The following is a 16,371-nucleotide window of genomic DNA, read 5'->3' as shown; positions in this document are numbered from 1 at the left end:
GAAGATGATGACTAAATTTTGGAATGATCGATATAAATCAGATGAATATTTTTACGGGGAAGAACCTAATACATTTATTAAAGAACAAGCATTTCGTTTAGCAAATCACAATAAAGTAATAGCTTTCGCGGAAGGAGAAGGTAGAAATGCTGTATTTCTAGCAAGACAAGGGAACGAAGTAACAGCTATTGATTATTCGGAAGATGGATTAGAGAAGACAAAAAAATTGGCAGAGAAGCATAACGTAAACGTGCATACAAAAAAAGTAGATTTATTAGCTGATAGTTTGCCAGAAAATGAATATGATGCAGCAATTATGGTATTTGGACATTTTCATGATAATTATAAAAAAATGATATTAGGTAAAATGATACAAACGATAAAGCCTGGTGGTTTAATTATGTTTGAAGTTTACTCAAAAAAACAAATAAACTATGGTACTGGTGGACCAAAAGATGTTGATATGCTGTATGATCCAATTGATATCCTTACTTGGTGTGAAGAACATAAGGTAATTCATTTCTTTAATGGCGAACAAGAGCGAATTGAAGGGAAAGGGCACACTGGTTTAGCTGATGTTATTCAAGTTGTTATTAGAAAATGAATATAAGTGTTAATGAAAGTTAAATGTATGAATGTAAAAGACCAGTCATGTAAGACTGGTCTTTCTATTTAGATACTAAATTATCAAGCTTCCAATATGTATCTGTTAACGGCGCTGCTTTGCTATCTATGTATAAATACATATTATTTAAATCTTTTGGTGAAGTTTTCAGTTCAAATACAACGTCAGTAGTTAAAGAGAACTCGTGTGGAACATTTTTATAGTGCTCGTCATCTATCGGATGAGCTTCACCTTCATATTTCTCACCAGTTTTTTCATCTTGTATGAAATATTTTATTTCCGAAAGATCAATAGTTTGTCCATCGTCTCGAACATTATTAATCATAACACGAGTAGTAAGGCGCCGCTCTTTGTCTATTTTTTCAAACTTTGCATTCTCAACTGTCGCTCTATAGTATTCGTTTTTAACTATTTCTCCATAGTGCATTGCATTCTTTTCGAGAGCGCTCTTTTCTTGTTTTGATGTAGTATTGCTATTACATCCTGTTAATATTCCAGTAAATAACAATGCTGTACATGTCGTTTTGATTAATGATTTCATAGTAATCCCTTTCTGTATTAAAAAGTAAAACATAGGAATAATTTTACATCAATAGGAAGGTAAATGGAAGTGTTTTTGCGTAATATACAGATATATATTTATTTGGTTGTCAAGTTAACAGGATAGAAAGAGGGAGAAGACTGTATAAAACGGAATAAATAAGAATTGAAAATATTGTAAAACGGAAGAGGCATGCATATAATTAAAATAAAGTTTAAGTTTCTGAACCTTCAATAACGGTGGTGATAACATGTTTACTGAAGAACGTCGAGAGAAAATTTTAGAACGACTTAATACAGATGGAAGAGTAATAGCAAAGGATCTTGCGGAAAGATTTGATATGTCTATTGATTCTATAAGAAGAGATTTGTCTATTATGGAAAAGGATGGTTTATTAAAAAGAACGCACGGAGGTGCAATTGAACTTACGCGAGTGAGAAACTTAGCTGCGGAACCAACTAAACGTTATAGTGATAGCTCAATATATGAGGACACAATTGCAAGAGTTGCGGTATCTTATATACAAGAAGGTGATTCAATTTTTATTGGCGGGGCTCCCGTTCATAATGCGATGCTGAAATATTTACCGGAAGTATCATTTACGGTTATTACGAATTCTATAGAAATAGCTGGTTATCTACGAGAATATAAGAATATTGATACGTATTTAATTGGCGGAAAAGTAAAACCTTCAGGGAATATTACTGATACACTTGCCTCTGAATTGATAAGTAGATTTTCTATTGATCTTTATTTCTCCACAGGTGGAGGCATTTCATTACAAGGTATTAGTACTGCAACACCTGAAGTTGCTTATTTTAGTAAAAGAGTAAGTGAAATTGCTAGAAGAAATATTTGTTTAGTTCCGCATAATAAACTTGGAATAGATTGTTTTATAAGAGGAGAGTCTCTAAAAGAAATTGACATTATTATAACTGACGAAGAGGCTAGTAAAGAAACTGTTCAGGACTTTGAGAAACAAGGTAAACAAGTTGTAATAGCGCCATTATATTCATTTGAAAGGAGTTTGACATGATTGTAAAAGAGCAAGAGTTTCATATAAATGGATTAACTTATACAATTCGTTCTGCAGCTGAGAAAGATGCTGACCAGTTATCGAAAATTAGAGTTCAGATTGATGGAGAAACTGAAAATATGGATAGAGATGCTGGAGAGGGATTTATAGATAATCTAGGATTTCAAAAAATAATAAAAACAGATAGTGAAGAGACGAAGAATCTCTTTTTAGTTGCAGAAGTGCACAATCGAATCGTTGGATTTTCAAGGTGTGAAGGATCAAATTTTAAGAGATTATCTCATAAAGTGGAGTTTGGCGTTTGCATTTTAAAAGAGTTTTGGGGATATAAAATGGGTAAGAGCCTATTACAACAATCTATTAAATGGGCTGACGAAAATGCAGTAAATAAAATATCTTTACAAGTATTAGAGACAAACGAGAAAGCTATTCATCTGTATAAAAAATTAGGTTTTGAAGTAGAAGGCATTTTGAAAAATGACAAAAGACTATCGGATGGAAAGTATTATAATACGGTATTGATGGGAAGATTTACTAATACTTTTCATGAAAGAGGTGAAGAAGTATGTTTTACAGAAGGAAGTACTATGTAGTGAAAAATGAATTCATAGAAGTATTTAATGATCATTTCAATAATACGAACTTACCTAATCAATTAAAGCATGGTTCTAGGCTAATAGGACGCTGGATGAAAGATAATAAGAATGGTACGTCTGAAGTATTTGCCATATGGGAATATGATAGTTATGAACAGTATAATGAAATAGAATCGAAAATTAGAAGTGACGAGAGGCATATTAAAGGAATACATGAATGGTATGAAAACCATGGCGGGAAAGAATATGTTTTACAGGAGTACATAGTAGAGATGAAAAATGAAGAGTTAGTATGTACTGTAAAGTAACAGAGGGGTGAGGGGTGAGGGATAATAGAAATTAAAACAAAATTATATTTTAGTTTAGCATCCGCTATTTTATTTGCAATAGCCGTGATTGTTTTCTTTATAAATGGTAATCCACAAAAGTGGTTTTGGTTATGTATTTTGTTTGCGTCCATTATACAAAATATAGTGCTACTAAAAAAGAATAAAGAAGTGCATTAGGATATTCAAATTATTAACATATTTGTGTCGTATTGCTAGTTGTATTGAAAACGCTTTTATTCAGTTTTATAATAAAAGTATGTTTTATAAATCTCCAAAACAATTAAAAGGGAGATGATACAATGTTAGCTTCACCGTTTTACTTACATGCATGGAAAAAGTTTGTTAATGAAGGTGTTCTTGATTCAAATCGCATAAATCAAAGAATTTCAGAATCGTGGCATCGATGTAAACAGGCTAATGTTAATCCTCACATGAATAAAGGTCAGAAAGTTTTGTCTTCTAATATTTTTCGAGAACAAAAGAAAAAGAGTGAAATTTTCCTTGATATAGCATTACCCCAAATACAAAATTTGAGAAAAACCATTGATGAACTACAAATGATGGCATTATTAATCGATCCAGATGGTTATGTTCTATCCTTAAGTGGAAATAAACAAACGTTAAAGCGAGCGAAACATATTAATTTTATTGAAGGTGTAAAATGGACGGAAGCAGCTGTGGGGACAAACGCAATAGGAACAGCGCTAGAAATTGAAGAAGCTATTATGATAAGTGGTACTGAACATTACTCCGTGGCATCTCATAGCTGGAGTTGTGCGGCTGCTCCCATTCATAACGATGACGGGAAATTAATTGGTATTCTAGATTTCTCCTGTCCAATTGAATGTTCACATCCATATATGCTCGGTATGGTAACTTCAATTGCACATGCGATTGAACGTGAATGTAGCATAAGAGTTCATCAAAATGAATTACACTTAATCCATCGTTTTTTAGATGTCATTGATAGTGATGAACAAGTAGTTATTTGTAATCATCGTGATGTTATCGTTTCTGCGAGTAAGAGCGTTCGGGAACGAGTAACTAATTGGTCAAGAATGAAACTTGAAGATTTAGTGCACCATGGATTGGAAACTAAATTAGAGATACCGGTATATAGTAATGAAAGAATGATTGGGAAATGTATGTATTTAAAGGAAAACAAACAAATGAATACATATTCTGCTTTCACATTTATAAAAGGAATTACTTTTCCAGGAGTTACCGGGACAAGCAAAGCATTTCAACACACACTAGAAGAAATTAAGCTTGTTTCACCGACTGATGCTAGTGTGTATGTATGTGGTGAGACAGGAGTAGGAAAGGAATATGTCGCGAGAGCGATTCATGAAAATAGTCCAAGAAAAGACGGGCCCTTTATAGCTGTTAATTGTGGTTCTTTGCCTAAAGAATTAATGGAAAGTGAATTGTTCGGTTATGCTGAAGGTGCGTTTACAGGTGCGCGACGTCAAGGGTATAAAGGGAAATTTGAACAAGCGAATGGAGGAACATTATTTTTAGATGAAATTGGTGAAGTACCACCAGAGATGCAAGTAGCCTTATTGCGTGTTTTACAAGAACGCACAATAACTCCAATAGGAAGTTCAAAAGAGGTACCAGTAAATATTCGTATTATTACTGCCACACATAAAGATTTACTAAGGTTAGTAGAAGAAGGGAAATTCCGTCAAGATTTATATTATCGTTTACATGTTTATCCACTATATGTTCCATCGTTAATAGAAAGAAAAGAGGATATTCCATATTTTATACAACACTTTTGCGAACGGAAGAATTGGAATGTTGTATTTCCGAAGAGTATTTGTAATCAATTTTTACAACATACATGGCCAGGAAATATTCGAGAACTAGTAAATGCATTAGAACGCATTTACATTTTGTCGCAAGGACGGGAAATATGCGAAAAACAAGTCGCTTTTTTGATACAAACAATGATGGGAAATCAACAACAACTTGAGTTACAAGTTGAAAATAAAACAGAACATACATTGAATTTTCGCGAAAAAATACAGCGTGATAGCATGATTGAAGCGTTAGAAAAGACGAACGGAAATGTTTCGTTAGCCGCAAAACTGTTAGATGTACCCCGTAGTACATTTTATAAACGAATGCAGAAATATAAGCTATAAAGTAGATTTTTGTAATCTACTTTTTCTTTGTGGGCTCATGTTCTGTCGGAATGTGCGCTTACCGGGGAAATAATAGAATTGTTAGAAAATAATTCCCGGAAGGGGGACTTATGTGAAGTATATTGAAATTGGCTTCGGAAATAGGTGGTTCGTTCGAACAGAAACCGAAAATAAAGATGGAACTGAATTTGAAGAACGAGGAATTATAAAACCTATTTATTTTGAGTCACTATATGTACGAATGTGGTTTCGGAAAACGTGTTTAATTTTTGATACGAAAGAAGGATTTAAAAAGATTAAGAAGAAGAGGATTGAATATAAATTTATAGTTGGAATTGTAAGTAGACTGAATAAAGAAAAAGTGTGCTAACATACATAGTTATATTGGCCAGGAAATTCTATTGACTTATATCAAACTCATAAAAAGTAATTTTACTAAATATAAATTGTTAATAAAACCACTAAAAATTATTATCAAGACCTAAAAGCTAAAAATCCTAAAAAAATAAAGGTGAGCGCATATTAGTCATGTATAATATGTACTCACCTTTATTTTATTGTTCAAAGCCCCCGTTAGTCACTCATGGAACATGGAATAAAGTGTGGTATTGATTTAAAATAAAGTTTGATAATTTATAAAAAAGATTGATAAAACCCTGTATTAATATAAGGTTTTTCTTTTGCCCCTTAAATTTCAGTTGTATTGTTCAATTAAAGGGCCAGATTGTTGAGGAAACAGGAATAATAAGAATACTCAAAATATTGTTTGTGAAGTGTTACACTTAAACTAACGGGCAGTTTAGCTTAAGTACATTTTTTCACAAATTTAAATGGGGAAATTTCCCCATTTTTTATACCAGCTTAACGTTGATTCGGGAATATTGAACTTCGCTACCTGCTAATTGAATTCTACTTCATCTGGAGACCTTTAAATTAAAATGCTTCCTTTCTTCTGACAGACTTATTAAATTTCGAAAAAAATCAATTCAATCATCTTTTCGTATAGAAAAACTTATTAAGAAACATGCACTAGAAAAAATATAAATCATATATAGGAGATATCCCGTTTGAACGCTTGAGGAGGATATTATGAAACCTATGTTACCTAGTGAAAAATATTTCGGTAATTTAGAACTAGTTTATGCATTTTATGGGGCTATGCCTACAGGTGTTACTGTTTCAGAAACCGGTCGTATTTTCATTTGCTTTCCGAAATGGGGAGACGATGTTAAATTTACGGTGGCGGAAATTTTTGAGGATAAATTGCAGCCTTATCCTAATTTACAAACCAATTTGGCTAACCCCGAGAATATCCCAATGACTTTCATCAGTGTCCAAAGTGTAGTTGCTGATGGAAGGGGAACGCTTTGGATATTAGATACAGCGGCACCCAATTTTTCTGAACCTATTAAAGGGGGAGCAAAATTAGTCGCTGTTGATTTAGAAACCAATACAATAAGAAAAGTATATACCTTTACAGAAGATATTGTCCTGCCTACAACTTATCTGAATGATGTCCGTTTTGATTTTCGTGTTGGAAAAGCAGGTTATGCCTATATAACGGATTCTTCTTCGAGAGGACCAGGAGCTATTATCGTCGTAGATTTATCAAATGGAAACGCGTTTAGACGGTTAAATGGAGCAAATTCAACTTCACCCGACCCCTATTTTTTACCGAAAGTAGAAGGTCAAATTTTAATGAATCGAAACAAAGACGGTTCAACTTCTCCATTTAGGTTGGCGTCTGATAGTCTTGCGATTTCTCCCGATGGAAAGATATTATTTTTTGCTCCACTAACCAGTCGGCATTTGTTCTCGATCTCAACAGAAGCCCTGAGAAACAGAACGATACCGGACATGAATTTACCTTATCATGTGGAGTATTGGGGAGAAAAAGGTGCGTCTGATGGAATGATCACTGATGCAAAGGGAACTGTTTATGCTGGAGATTATGAAAACAACAGTATCCGTAAGATATTGCCAAATGGCATAATGGAAACTATCGCACATGATCCGAGAATTTTGTGGCCGGATACTTTTTCAATTGGTCCGGATCAATATTTGTATGTCATTGTGAACCAATTACATCGACAGCCTAGATTTCATTATGGAAAAGACTTACGACAGAAACCTTATAGTTTACTTCGTATCAAAATTGATGAATTTCCTGCTCCGACCTTTTCATAATAAAAATAGTCAATTAATTGTTTTCATTGATAGAAAATGATCAAACTTTTTTATAAAACCAAAACATAAACCTGCTGGATAAGAATCCATTTTGATCAATCTTTTTCAAAATGGATTCTTTTTATTTACCATAGAATACGGGTTAACACGATATTTTTAATCAAACTTTATTTTAAAATTACGAAGAAACTCATGAATGTTTTAAAAAATATGGTGAAGTAGTAATACCCGAACTTATGAGTGAAATTAATGAAAAGTTAAAATGGGATGTTGTTAGTTATGTAGATCATAAGGAGTATGCTTTATGGCCACTACTAAAATATTTTAAAAAGATAATTAAACAAGATTCACAAGAATGGAAAACGCGAGGTTTAGAACTGTATAAATTATCTAGTGTAGCAGATATAAAGGGGAGTAATTTTCTTATCCTTTCTATATAGAAATTGCTATTGGTATTATTATACAATAGGTGTCAGAAAATACAGTTGTTTATTATTGGAGTGGGAGAGAATTATATGTCGATGTCGCTATATTATAAAAAAATCCGTGAGCAATTAGGCCATGAACTAATTCTAATACCGAGTGTAGCTGCTGTTATAAAGAATGGACAGGGAGATATTTTGTTTCAATATCCTGGCGGGGAATACTGGAGTTTGCCAGCTGGAGCGATTGAACCTGGGGAAACTCCAGAAGAAGCAGTAATTCGGGAAGTATGGGAAGAAACAGGATTGAAAGTACGAGTAAAAAAACAAAAAGGGGTATTTGGAGGGGAAAGGTTCCGTCATATATATCCGAATGGCGATCAAGTAGAATATATTGTTGTTGTGTTTGAATGTGAAATTACTAGTGGAAAACTGAAATCGATAGATGGTGAATCTTTAAAACTACAATATTTCTCATTTTCTGAAAAGCCTACTTTAGCGCTACCATACCCAGATAATATATTTTTATAGATGTAAAATAACACACCTTCCTTATTGAAGGTGTGCTATTTATATAACCCGGTCGTATACATCTCCGTTAACGTATACACAATTTCCTCTAAGTTAATCTTTTTATCATTTTGCGTAATAGTCCAAAGAAACGATTCATTCATCGCGAACCAACTGCGTGCTACAATCTCTTTATTTAAATTAGGTTGTGCTAATCCACTTTCTTGAGAGTGAGTAATATCCTGTTTAATACTTGTTATAAAACGTTCCCGAATCTCATCCCATTTTTGCCGTATTTCTCTTGATAATCCTATCGCTTCCTCTACAACTTGCAAAATAGCGCGTTCTTCATCTGCTAATTGCAGGAATGCTCTAACTTGATTTTGGATCATTATACGTGCTTCCTCTTTTGTTTGTGGAGAAAAAGAGCGCTCAGCGATATTATAAAAACGATTCATAACATCTTCCATTAAACTAATTAGGAGATCATCTTTGTTTTTGAAGTATACATATGCTGTTCCGTAACCAGTTTCTGCATGTTTAATAATTTGTGTAATTGTCGTTTTTTGAAATCCATTATTTATAAAAATAGTGTAACCAGAGTGTAATAGTTTCTTCTTCGTTTCTAAGGAGCGGTGTTTTCTTGATGAAAGAGTAGGGTTTTTCAAAGAATCACCTCTTTATACTGAAATATCTGAAAATATAACTGTATTGTAAAAGAAGTTCATATATAAAGTCAACTGACATAATATCATTGACGTTGTATCAATTAAGGTGATATATTTCAATTAGTTAGAATAAAAAGAAAATTAAGAGAAGGTGACACCATGTATAAAGAACCATTTCAACCAACTTATGAGTATGCGCTTGAATGTGATAAACATGATGAACTGAAAGATTTTCAAACTGAATTCTATAAAAAAGAAGGTACTATATATTTAGATGGAAACTCATTAGGGCTACTTTCAAAAAGAGCAGAGAAATCATTACTTACGTTGCTAGATTCGTGGAAAGATTATGGCATTGACGGCTGGACAGAAGGTGAGCACCCGTGGTTTTTCCTTTCAGAGAAATTAGGTAAACTTACAGCCCCTCTTATTGGTGCTTTACCGGAAGAAACTATTGTAACCGGTTCTACAACTACAAATATACACCAAGTTATTGCGACGTTTTACGAACCAAAAGGAATACGTACAAAAATACTTGCGGATGAATTAACTTTCCCATCAGATATTTATGCACTTCAAAGTCAAATTCGTTTAAAAGGATTAGATCCAGAGGAGCATTTAGTAAGAGTGAAAAGCCGAGATGGTAGAACACTTTCTGAAGAAGATATTATCCATGCGATGGAAGATGATATCGCTTTAATTTTATTACCTTCTGTTTTATATAGAAGTGGTCAAATTCTTGATATGAAACGTTTAACAACGGAAGCTCATAAACGCGGCATTCACATTGGATTTGATTTATGCCATTCAATAGGATCTATTCCGCATCATTTCAAAGATTGGGATGTCGATTTTGCTGTTTGGTGCAATTATAAATATTTAAATGCAGGACCGGGTAGTGTTGCAGGCCTTTATGTAAATAGTAAACATTTTAATAGACTGCCAGGATTGTCTGGATGGTTTAGTTCTAGAAAAGATAAACAGTTTGATATGGAGCATACATTAACAGCTGCTGATCATGCAGGTGCTTATCAAATTGGTACACCGCACGTATTAAGTACAGCACCATTAATTGGTTCACTTGAAATTTTCAAAGATGCTGGTATTGAACGTTTACGTGAGAAATCTTTACATATTACGAGATACATGCTGAATTTAATTGGACATGAATTAAAAGATTTCGAATTTACAATTGGAAATCCATTAGAGGATGAAAAACGAGGCGGGCACATTTATTTAGAGCATGCAGAAGCAGCACGTATATGTAAAGCACTAAAAGCAAATGGAGTAATTCCAGATTTTAGAGCGCCAAATGGGGTGAGACTTGCGCCGGTCGCTTTATATAACACATACGAAGAAGTGTGGAAATCTGTACAAATATTAAAGAAAATTATGAAAAATGAAGAGTATAAGCAGTTTGAAAATAAGCGAGAGGTTGTGGCATAAATATGAAAACATCAGAGTGGATTGATATTTCACAACCGCTAAATAATAATATTGCAACGTGGCCAGGAGACACACCGTTCTCGTATGAAGTTTCATGGTCAAAAGAAGAAAGTGGCTCAGTAAATGTCGGAAAGTTAACGATGAGTATTCATACAGGCACTCATATTGATGCACCATTTCATTTTGATAATGATGGAAAGAAAGTATTGGATTTAGATGTTCAAGTTTATGTTGGCCCAGCACGGATTATTGACGTTTCTAATCTTGAAAGCATCGGGAAAAAGGAATTAGAAAGCTTTCATTTAGAAGGTGTAGAACGATTATTATTACGTACATCTTCACATGGAAAAGCTGAAGAATTTCCAGAGGTGATCCCTCATTTACGTGCAGACATAGCGTCGTTTCTTTCAGAGAAAGGTATTCGTTTAATCGGAGTAGATGTACCATCAGTTGATCCGCTAGATGATAAAGAATTAGCAGCGCATCATCAATTATTTAAACATGGAATTCATATTTTAGAAAATGTCGTACTAGATCATGTAGCAGACGGTGATTATGAACTTATTGCATTACCACTTGCATTAACTGATGCAGATGGAAGTCCAGTTCGAGCCGTTATTAGACCAATATAAGTAGAATCATATAAAAGGGGCGTTTGGCTAATATGAAAGAAAATGAAAAAGTAATTATGGAAAAAGGGATTCATACGGATTTTAAAGAGAATATGACGTATGGGGAGTATTTACAATTAGATAGTTTACTATCTTCTCAAAAAAAATTATCGGACCATCATGATGAAATGTTATTTATCGTTATTCACCAAGCAAGTGAGCTTTGGATGAAGCTCATTTTACATGAGCTAAATGCGGCGATTGAATCTATTAAACAAGATAAATTACAACCAGCTTTTAAAATGTTAGCACGTGTATCAAAAATTCAGTCTCAAATTATTCAATCTTGGGATATTCTTGCGACATTAACACCATCAGAATATATTGAGTTTCGTGATTCACTCGGTCAAGCTTCAGGTTTTCAATCGTATCAATATCGTATGATTGAGTATGCACTTGGCTATAAAACGCCACACGCATTAAAAATTTATGAAAAGGATCCAGAATTACATGCACGACTTCATAAAGCGCTACATGCACCAAGTCTATATGATGTCGCGATTCAAGCATTAGTAAAAGAAGGATTCCCTATTCATAAAGATGTATTAAACCGTGATATTACGCAGCCTTATGAAGAAGATGCAACAGTAGAAGCAGCATGGCTTGAAGTGTATGCGGATGTGAAAAAATATTGGAATTTATATCAGCTTGCTGAAAAATTGATTGATATTGAAGACTGGCTACAACAATGGCGTTTCCGTCATATGAAAACAGTAGAAAGAATTATTGGACATAAAATGGGTACAGGTGGATCCTCCGGTGTTTCTTATTTAAAGCGAGTACTTGATCAACAATTCTTCCCAGAGCTTTGGAATGTTCGTACGAAATTATAAAAATAAACCTGTCAGTTCATTATGGCTGACAGGTTTATTTTTATTTGAACACAATTATGTTTAAAATGAAGGAACAAGATATAATAAATGGAGTAACTATTTAAATGGAGGTAAAGTTTTTGGATTTCAAGCAACTAGAAAATAAATTCGAAAAGAAAAAAGTGAATACATTTCTTGTTTATCAAAAAGGGGAATTAACAACGGAGTATTATAAAACACCCGAATGTGCAAATAACTTATATAAAATAAATTCGATTACAAAAAGTATCGTATCTTTATTAATTGGTATTGCAATTGATAAGGGCTATATAAATGATATACATACATCAATTACAGAGTGGATTGAAAATGTACCTGGGGAAAAACATGATTTAACGCTATATCACTTATTAACAATGACTACTGGTGAGGACTGGAAAGAGTTTGGGAATGGAGTAGTATTCCCAAATGACTTTGTAGAATCAGAGAACTGGGTACAGTACATATTAGAAAAGCCAATAATTGAAGAACCTGCTACAAAAATGAATTATAATTCAGGTTCTTCTCATTTACTGAGCTATATTATTCAAGAAGCTACTGGAATGTCGACAGAGCGGTTTGCAAAGAAATATTTATTTGATCCATTGAAAATTAACGAATACGAGTGGCAACAAGATCCGCAGGGTATATATGTAGGTGGCTTCGGTATGAAAATGAAATCTACCGATTTATTAAAATTAGGAAAATTATGTTTGCAAAATGGATATTGGAATGAAAAAGAAATTGTATCAGCGAAATGGTTAAAAGAGTCAAGTAGGGCGCAATTTGAAACATATGAACATGTCGGCGCATATGGATATCACTGGTGGGTATTACATAACGAAAGATTTCACATACCGTATTGTATATATTTCGCTATGGGATACGGCGGACAATACATCGTTATCATTCCTCAATTAGAAGTAGTATCTATTATAAGTAGTCATATGCCAAAACGTGGGCTCGTTCCGTTAAAATTATTTATTGAGCATGTACAGGGAAATTCTAATTATATATAAGAAAAGGAGGGAATGTATGAAGGATGAAAAAATTTTATCTTTATTTAGACTATGTTTAAGCCTTCTAGCATTTAGTGCAATCATTACGCAATTTATAATACGGGCACAAGTGAAACCGTTCAATCCAGTTAACTTTTTTAGTTTCTTCACGATCGAAAGTAACATTTTAGTTGCATGTATTCTCCTTTTAAGTAGTATCGGAACAGCTACATTTGGTCGATCAGAACAGTTTAGTATACTTCGTGGTGCAGCAACGGTATACATACTTACGACTGGACTCATTTATTTTTTATTATTAAGAGGGTTAGAAGAATCACTTCAAACGGCAATACCATGGGTAAATACGGTGTTACATTATATCATGCCAATTGCTATGCTTTTAGATTGGATATTAAATCCACCAAATAAGAAAATCACTTGGAAACAAGCTTCAAGTTGGCTCTTATTCCCGTTTTTTTACGTTGTATATAGCTTAATTCGTGGTCCAATCGTGAATTGGTATCCTTATCCATTTTTAGATCCGAGAATAGGTGGATATGGTAGAGTACTTTTATACAGTATAGGGATAGCAGTTGTAATTGGAACTATTTGTATATTGGTAAGATTTTTAGGGAATCGATATTTTAGAAAAGAATTTTAGAAATGAAAGAAACCCGGCTGTTATGAATCTAAATAGCCGGGTTTCTTTCATTTTATCTACTCGTCTTCTGAAACGACATTTTAATAAATTTCTCCGTCTTCGTTTCAAATTCCACATCAACAAAAACACCATATTCTTTTCCGTCTTCACGTAGCCACAATTTGAATTTTTCAACTGTTATTTGAACGGTTTTTGGTTTTCTACCTATATGAAGGTAATCAATAATCTCTGCTTTTGGGTACTTTTCTTTCGTTTTCTCTACAGCAAGCTTACCCCATTTTGCATACGGCGGCTGCGCATGAACAATTGATGAGCCTGTATATACATTTGAACATGTTGTTAGGAACAGAAGGACGAGTGCGACACGCTTTAACAAATTCTTCATGATGAACTCCTTTTATCCTTTTTTTATATTGTTTACATTTTCTTTCTACGATATTAGTTTGGATTTTTTTGTCTTCTTTACATAAAAGCGAGGCTTTTACAAAACATAACCAAGAAATCATTTACATAATTAAGGAGGGAAAATTATGCGCCAAAAAGCTATTTTTAAAATAGCGGTTTTACTTGCGTTCATAGGACTGTCTTTAATGGTCAGTAGTATACAACTAAAGAATGTAGAAGCATTTTCTAATCAAGTCATTCAAAGAGGAGCATCGGGCGAAGATGTCATTGAACTGCAATCTCGTTTAAAATATAACGGATTTTATACGGGAAAAGTAGATGGTGTTTTCGGATGGGGTACATATTGGGCACTTCGGAATTTTCAAGAGAAATTTGGATTACCCGTTGATGGTTTAGCTGGAGCTAAAACGAAGCAAATGCTCGTGAAAGCAACGAAGTATGACAAGTCAACTGCTAATAAAGGGACGACAACGAATAAAGGAAATAGTGGTGGCACTGCACAAGAGAATAAACCACCTCAAAATAAAGGGACAAATGTTCCGAATGGTTATTCTCAAAATGATATTCAGCTTATGGCAAACGCAGTATACGGAGAATCACGCGGTGAACCATATTTAGGACAAGTTGCAGTAGCTGCTGTTATTTTGAACCGTGTTACAAGTGCGTCATTCCCAAATACTGTTTCAGGTGTAATCTTTGAACCTAGAGCATTTACAGCGGTAGCCGATGGACAAATATATTTAACACCAAATGAAACAGCAAAAAAAGCAGTTTTAGATGCGATTAACGGATGGGATCCAACAGGAAATGCTTTATATTATTTCAATCCAGATACTGCGACTAGTAAATGGATTTGGACTCGTCCACAAATTAAAAAAATCGGTAAACATATTTTCTGTAAATAGAGCGGAGGTGGGACAATGTTACGAGGTATTATCATTGTATTATTAACAGTCGGTGTAGTAGGAACAGGCTATTGGGGCTATAAAGAGCACCAAGAGAAAAATGCGGTTTTAATTCGAGCGGAAAATAGCTATCAACGTGCATTCCATGATTTAGCATACGAAGTCGATTTATTACACGATAAAATTGGCACAACACTTGCGATGAATTCACGATCATCTTTATCACCTGCATTAGCGGATGTATGGCGTTTAACATCTGAAGCTCGCTCAGATGTAGGACAACTACCTTTAACATTAATGCCATTTAATAAAACGGAAGAATTTTTAGCGAATATCGGTGATTTCAGTTACCGTGCAGCCATTCGTGATTTAGAAAAAGAGCCGTTAAATGAGCAAGAATATAAAACGCTACAAACTTTATATTCAAATGCAGGAAATATACAAGATGAACTAAGAAAAGTACAACATCTTGTTTTGAAAAATAATTTACGCTGGATGGATGTAGAAATGGCACTTGCATCAAATCGCGATCCAGCAGATAACACAATTATTGATGGATTGAAAACTGTAGAGAAAAACGTAACATCATATTCTTCTACAAACTTCGGACCGACCTTTACAAGTGCGCAAAAAAATAAAAAAGGTGGATTTGAAGCGGAAGGAAAGACAATTTCTAGAGATGAAGCGGCGAAAATTGCCAAATCGTTTTTGAATTTAAAAGGAAATGAAAAAGTAGATGTTGAGAAAAGCGGAAAAGGTGCGAAAGAATCCTTCTATAGTGTGAAAATTAAAGATGAAGCAACGAACAATGAGTTCTATATGGATATTACCGGAAAAGGCGGATATCCAATTTGGGTTATGAATAACCGCGAAATTAAAGAACAGAAAGTTAGTTTAAACGATGCAGGTAGTAAAGGTTTGAAATTTTTAAAGGACCATAAGTTTAATAATATGGAGCTTTATGATAGCTCTCAATATGATAATGTTGGTGTATTTACGTATGTAGTAAATGAAAATGGAGTACGAATTTATCCAGAAGCAATCCAAATGAAAATTGCTTTAGATGATGGTTCTATCGTTGGGTTCTCCGCAAAAGAATACTTAGCGTCACATCAAAAGCGAACAGTTCCATCGGCAAAGCTAACTGCAGCAGAAGCAAGAAAGAAAATCAATCCGGATGTAAAAGTCATGGAAGAACGTAAAGCTTTAGTAGTCAATGATTTGCATAATGAAGTGCTTTGCTATGAATTTGTAGGCACTTTAGGAAAAGATACGTACCAAATATTCATTAATGCTAATAGCGGGGCCGAGGAAAAGGTAAAGAAAATGCAAGCTGTTGAAAAAATTTATGATTAAACCTTAATAGTGAA

At 33.9% G+C, this 16,371-nt stretch carries 19 protein-coding genes; 16 read left to right on the top strand and 3 right to left on the bottom strand.

The annotated features are described in order from the left end of the window. Window positions 1-4 precede the first annotated feature (4 nt). Window positions 5-604 (top strand): class I SAM-dependent methyltransferase, encoded by a 600-nt coding sequence (locus BLT20_RS10810; protein WP_002025884.1) that lies wholly within the window; start codon window positions 5-7, stop codon window positions 602-604. A gap of 64 nt (window positions 605-668) precedes the next feature. Here the strand turns inward: BLT20_RS10810 and BLT20_RS10805 are convergent, their stop codons facing one another. Next, window positions 669-1,166, bottom strand: a complete 498-nt coding sequence (locus BLT20_RS10805; protein WP_000838466.1) for a hypothetical protein — start codon at window positions 1,164-1,166, stop codon at window positions 669-671. 250 nt (window positions 1,167-1,416) lie between these two features. Between BLT20_RS10805 and BLT20_RS10800 the strand changes: the two genes are divergently transcribed. From BLT20_RS10800 to BLT20_RS10755, 8 genes are all read left to right on the top strand, one after another. Beyond that, on the top strand, window positions 1,417-2,202 hold the full coding sequence (locus BLT20_RS10800; protein ID WP_000493652.1) for a DeoR/GlpR family DNA-binding transcription regulator: 786 nt from the start codon (window positions 1,417-1,419) through the stop codon (window positions 2,200-2,202). Next, window positions 2,199-2,795 carry a GNAT family N-acetyltransferase gene (locus BLT20_RS10795; RefSeq protein WP_000635671.1) on the top strand — a complete coding sequence of 199 codons (597 nt, stop codon included), beginning with the start codon at window positions 2,199-2,201 and terminating at the stop codon, window positions 2,793-2,795. Before BLT20_RS10800 ends, BLT20_RS10795 begins: the two co-directional genes overlap by 4 nt. Next, complete coding sequence (locus BLT20_RS10790) at window positions 2,768-3,106, top strand: NIPSNAP family protein (RefSeq protein WP_000499992.1); 339 nt, start codon at window positions 2,768-2,770, stop codon at window positions 3,104-3,106. Before BLT20_RS10795 ends, BLT20_RS10790 begins: the two co-directional genes overlap by 28 nt. Before the next feature lie 320 nt (window positions 3,107-3,426). Next, window positions 3,427-5,277, top strand: coding sequence for a sigma-54-dependent Fis family transcriptional regulator (locus BLT20_RS10780; protein WP_000881374.1), 1,851 nt, complete (start codon window positions 3,427-3,429; stop codon window positions 5,275-5,277). Window positions 5,278-5,389: 112 nt separating this feature from the next. Then, window positions 5,390-5,647 (top strand): DUF3977 family protein, encoded by a 258-nt coding sequence (locus BLT20_RS10775; protein WP_000873828.1) that lies wholly within the window; start codon window positions 5,390-5,392, stop codon window positions 5,645-5,647. A gap of 719 nt (window positions 5,648-6,366) precedes the next feature. Further along, window positions 6,367-7,464: an L-dopachrome tautomerase-related protein gene (locus tag BLT20_RS10765; RefSeq protein WP_000803863.1), complete on the top strand. Its 1,098-nt coding sequence runs from the start codon at window positions 6,367-6,369 to the stop codon at window positions 7,462-7,464. A 236-nt stretch (window positions 7,465-7,700) separates the two neighbouring features. After that, window positions 7,701-7,904, top strand: coding sequence for a hypothetical protein (locus BLT20_RS30780; RefSeq protein ID WP_001289827.1), 204 nt, complete (start codon window positions 7,701-7,703; stop codon window positions 7,902-7,904). 75 nt (window positions 7,905-7,979) lie between these two features. After that, a complete protein-coding gene (locus BLT20_RS10755) occupies window positions 7,980-8,417 on the top strand; it encodes an NUDIX hydrolase (protein ID WP_000062936.1) in 438 nt (145 codons plus the stop codon). A 35-nt stretch (window positions 8,418-8,452) separates the two neighbouring features. Here the strand turns inward: BLT20_RS10755 and BLT20_RS10750 are convergent, their stop codons facing one another. Continuing rightward, entirely contained in the window at window positions 8,453-9,064 is a 612-nt protein-coding gene (locus BLT20_RS10750; RefSeq protein ID WP_000795497.1) for a TetR/AcrR family transcriptional regulator, read from the bottom strand. A 159-nt stretch (window positions 9,065-9,223) separates the two neighbouring features. On the opposite strand from BLT20_RS10750, the gene kynU reads away from it, so the two are divergent. The 5 genes from kynU to BLT20_RS10725 all read left to right on the top strand — a co-directional run bounded on the left by kynU (window position 9,224) and on the right by BLT20_RS10725 (window position 13,691). Continuing rightward, window positions 9,224-10,510: a kynureninase gene (kynU, locus tag BLT20_RS10745; protein ID WP_000276272.1), complete on the top strand. Its 1,287-nt coding sequence runs from the start codon at window positions 9,224-9,226 to the stop codon at window positions 10,508-10,510. A 2-nt stretch (window positions 10,511-10,512) separates the two neighbouring features. Beyond that, window positions 10,513-11,142 carry an arylformamidase gene (gene kynB, locus BLT20_RS10740; protein WP_000858074.1) on the top strand — a complete coding sequence of 210 codons (630 nt, stop codon included), beginning with the start codon at window positions 10,513-10,515 and terminating at the stop codon, window positions 11,140-11,142. A gap of 32 nt (window positions 11,143-11,174) precedes the next feature. Further along, on the top strand, window positions 11,175-12,014 hold the full coding sequence (kynA, locus tag BLT20_RS10735) for a tryptophan 2,3-dioxygenase (RefSeq protein WP_061660927.1): 840 nt from the start codon (window positions 11,175-11,177) through the stop codon (window positions 12,012-12,014). A 119-nt stretch (window positions 12,015-12,133) separates the two neighbouring features. Continuing rightward, window positions 12,134-13,051: a serine hydrolase domain-containing protein gene (locus BLT20_RS10730; RefSeq protein ID WP_000346251.1), complete on the top strand. Its 918-nt coding sequence runs from the start codon at window positions 12,134-12,136 to the stop codon at window positions 13,049-13,051. A gap of 16 nt (window positions 13,052-13,067) precedes the next feature. Next, entirely contained in the window at window positions 13,068-13,691 is a 624-nt protein-coding gene (locus BLT20_RS10725; protein ID WP_000650957.1) for a Pr6Pr family membrane protein, read from the top strand. Window positions 13,692-13,743: 52 nt separating this feature from the next. Here the strand turns inward: BLT20_RS10725 and BLT20_RS10720 are convergent, their stop codons facing one another. Next, the gene (locus tag BLT20_RS10720; RefSeq protein ID WP_000793371.1) at window positions 13,744-14,076 is read right to left on the bottom strand and encodes a YqzG/YhdC family protein; all 333 of its coding nucleotides are present in this window, start codon (window positions 14,074-14,076) and stop codon (window positions 13,744-13,746) included. A gap of 145 nt (window positions 14,077-14,221) precedes the next feature. On the opposite strand from BLT20_RS10720, the gene sleB reads away from it, so the two are divergent. Both sleB and ypeB read left to right on the top strand, forming a co-directional pair. After that, window positions 14,222-15,001: a spore cortex-lytic enzyme gene (sleB, locus tag BLT20_RS10715; protein ID WP_001249053.1), complete on the top strand. Its 780-nt coding sequence runs from the start codon at window positions 14,222-14,224 to the stop codon at window positions 14,999-15,001. Between the two features lie 15 nt (window positions 15,002-15,016). Continuing rightward, window positions 15,017-16,357, top strand: a complete 1,341-nt coding sequence (ypeB, locus tag BLT20_RS10710; protein ID WP_000943734.1) for a germination protein YpeB — start codon at window positions 15,017-15,019, stop codon at window positions 16,355-16,357. The last annotated feature ends 14 nt before the right edge of the window (window positions 16,358-16,371 follow it).

It is taken from the genome of Bacillus sp. cl96 (genome assembly GCF_900100505.1).
GTDB classification, from domain to species: domain Bacteria; phylum Bacillota; class Bacilli; order Bacillales; family Bacillaceae_G; genus Bacillus_A; species Bacillus_A cereus.
This window is presented reverse-complemented; position numbering and strand designations above follow the sequence as displayed.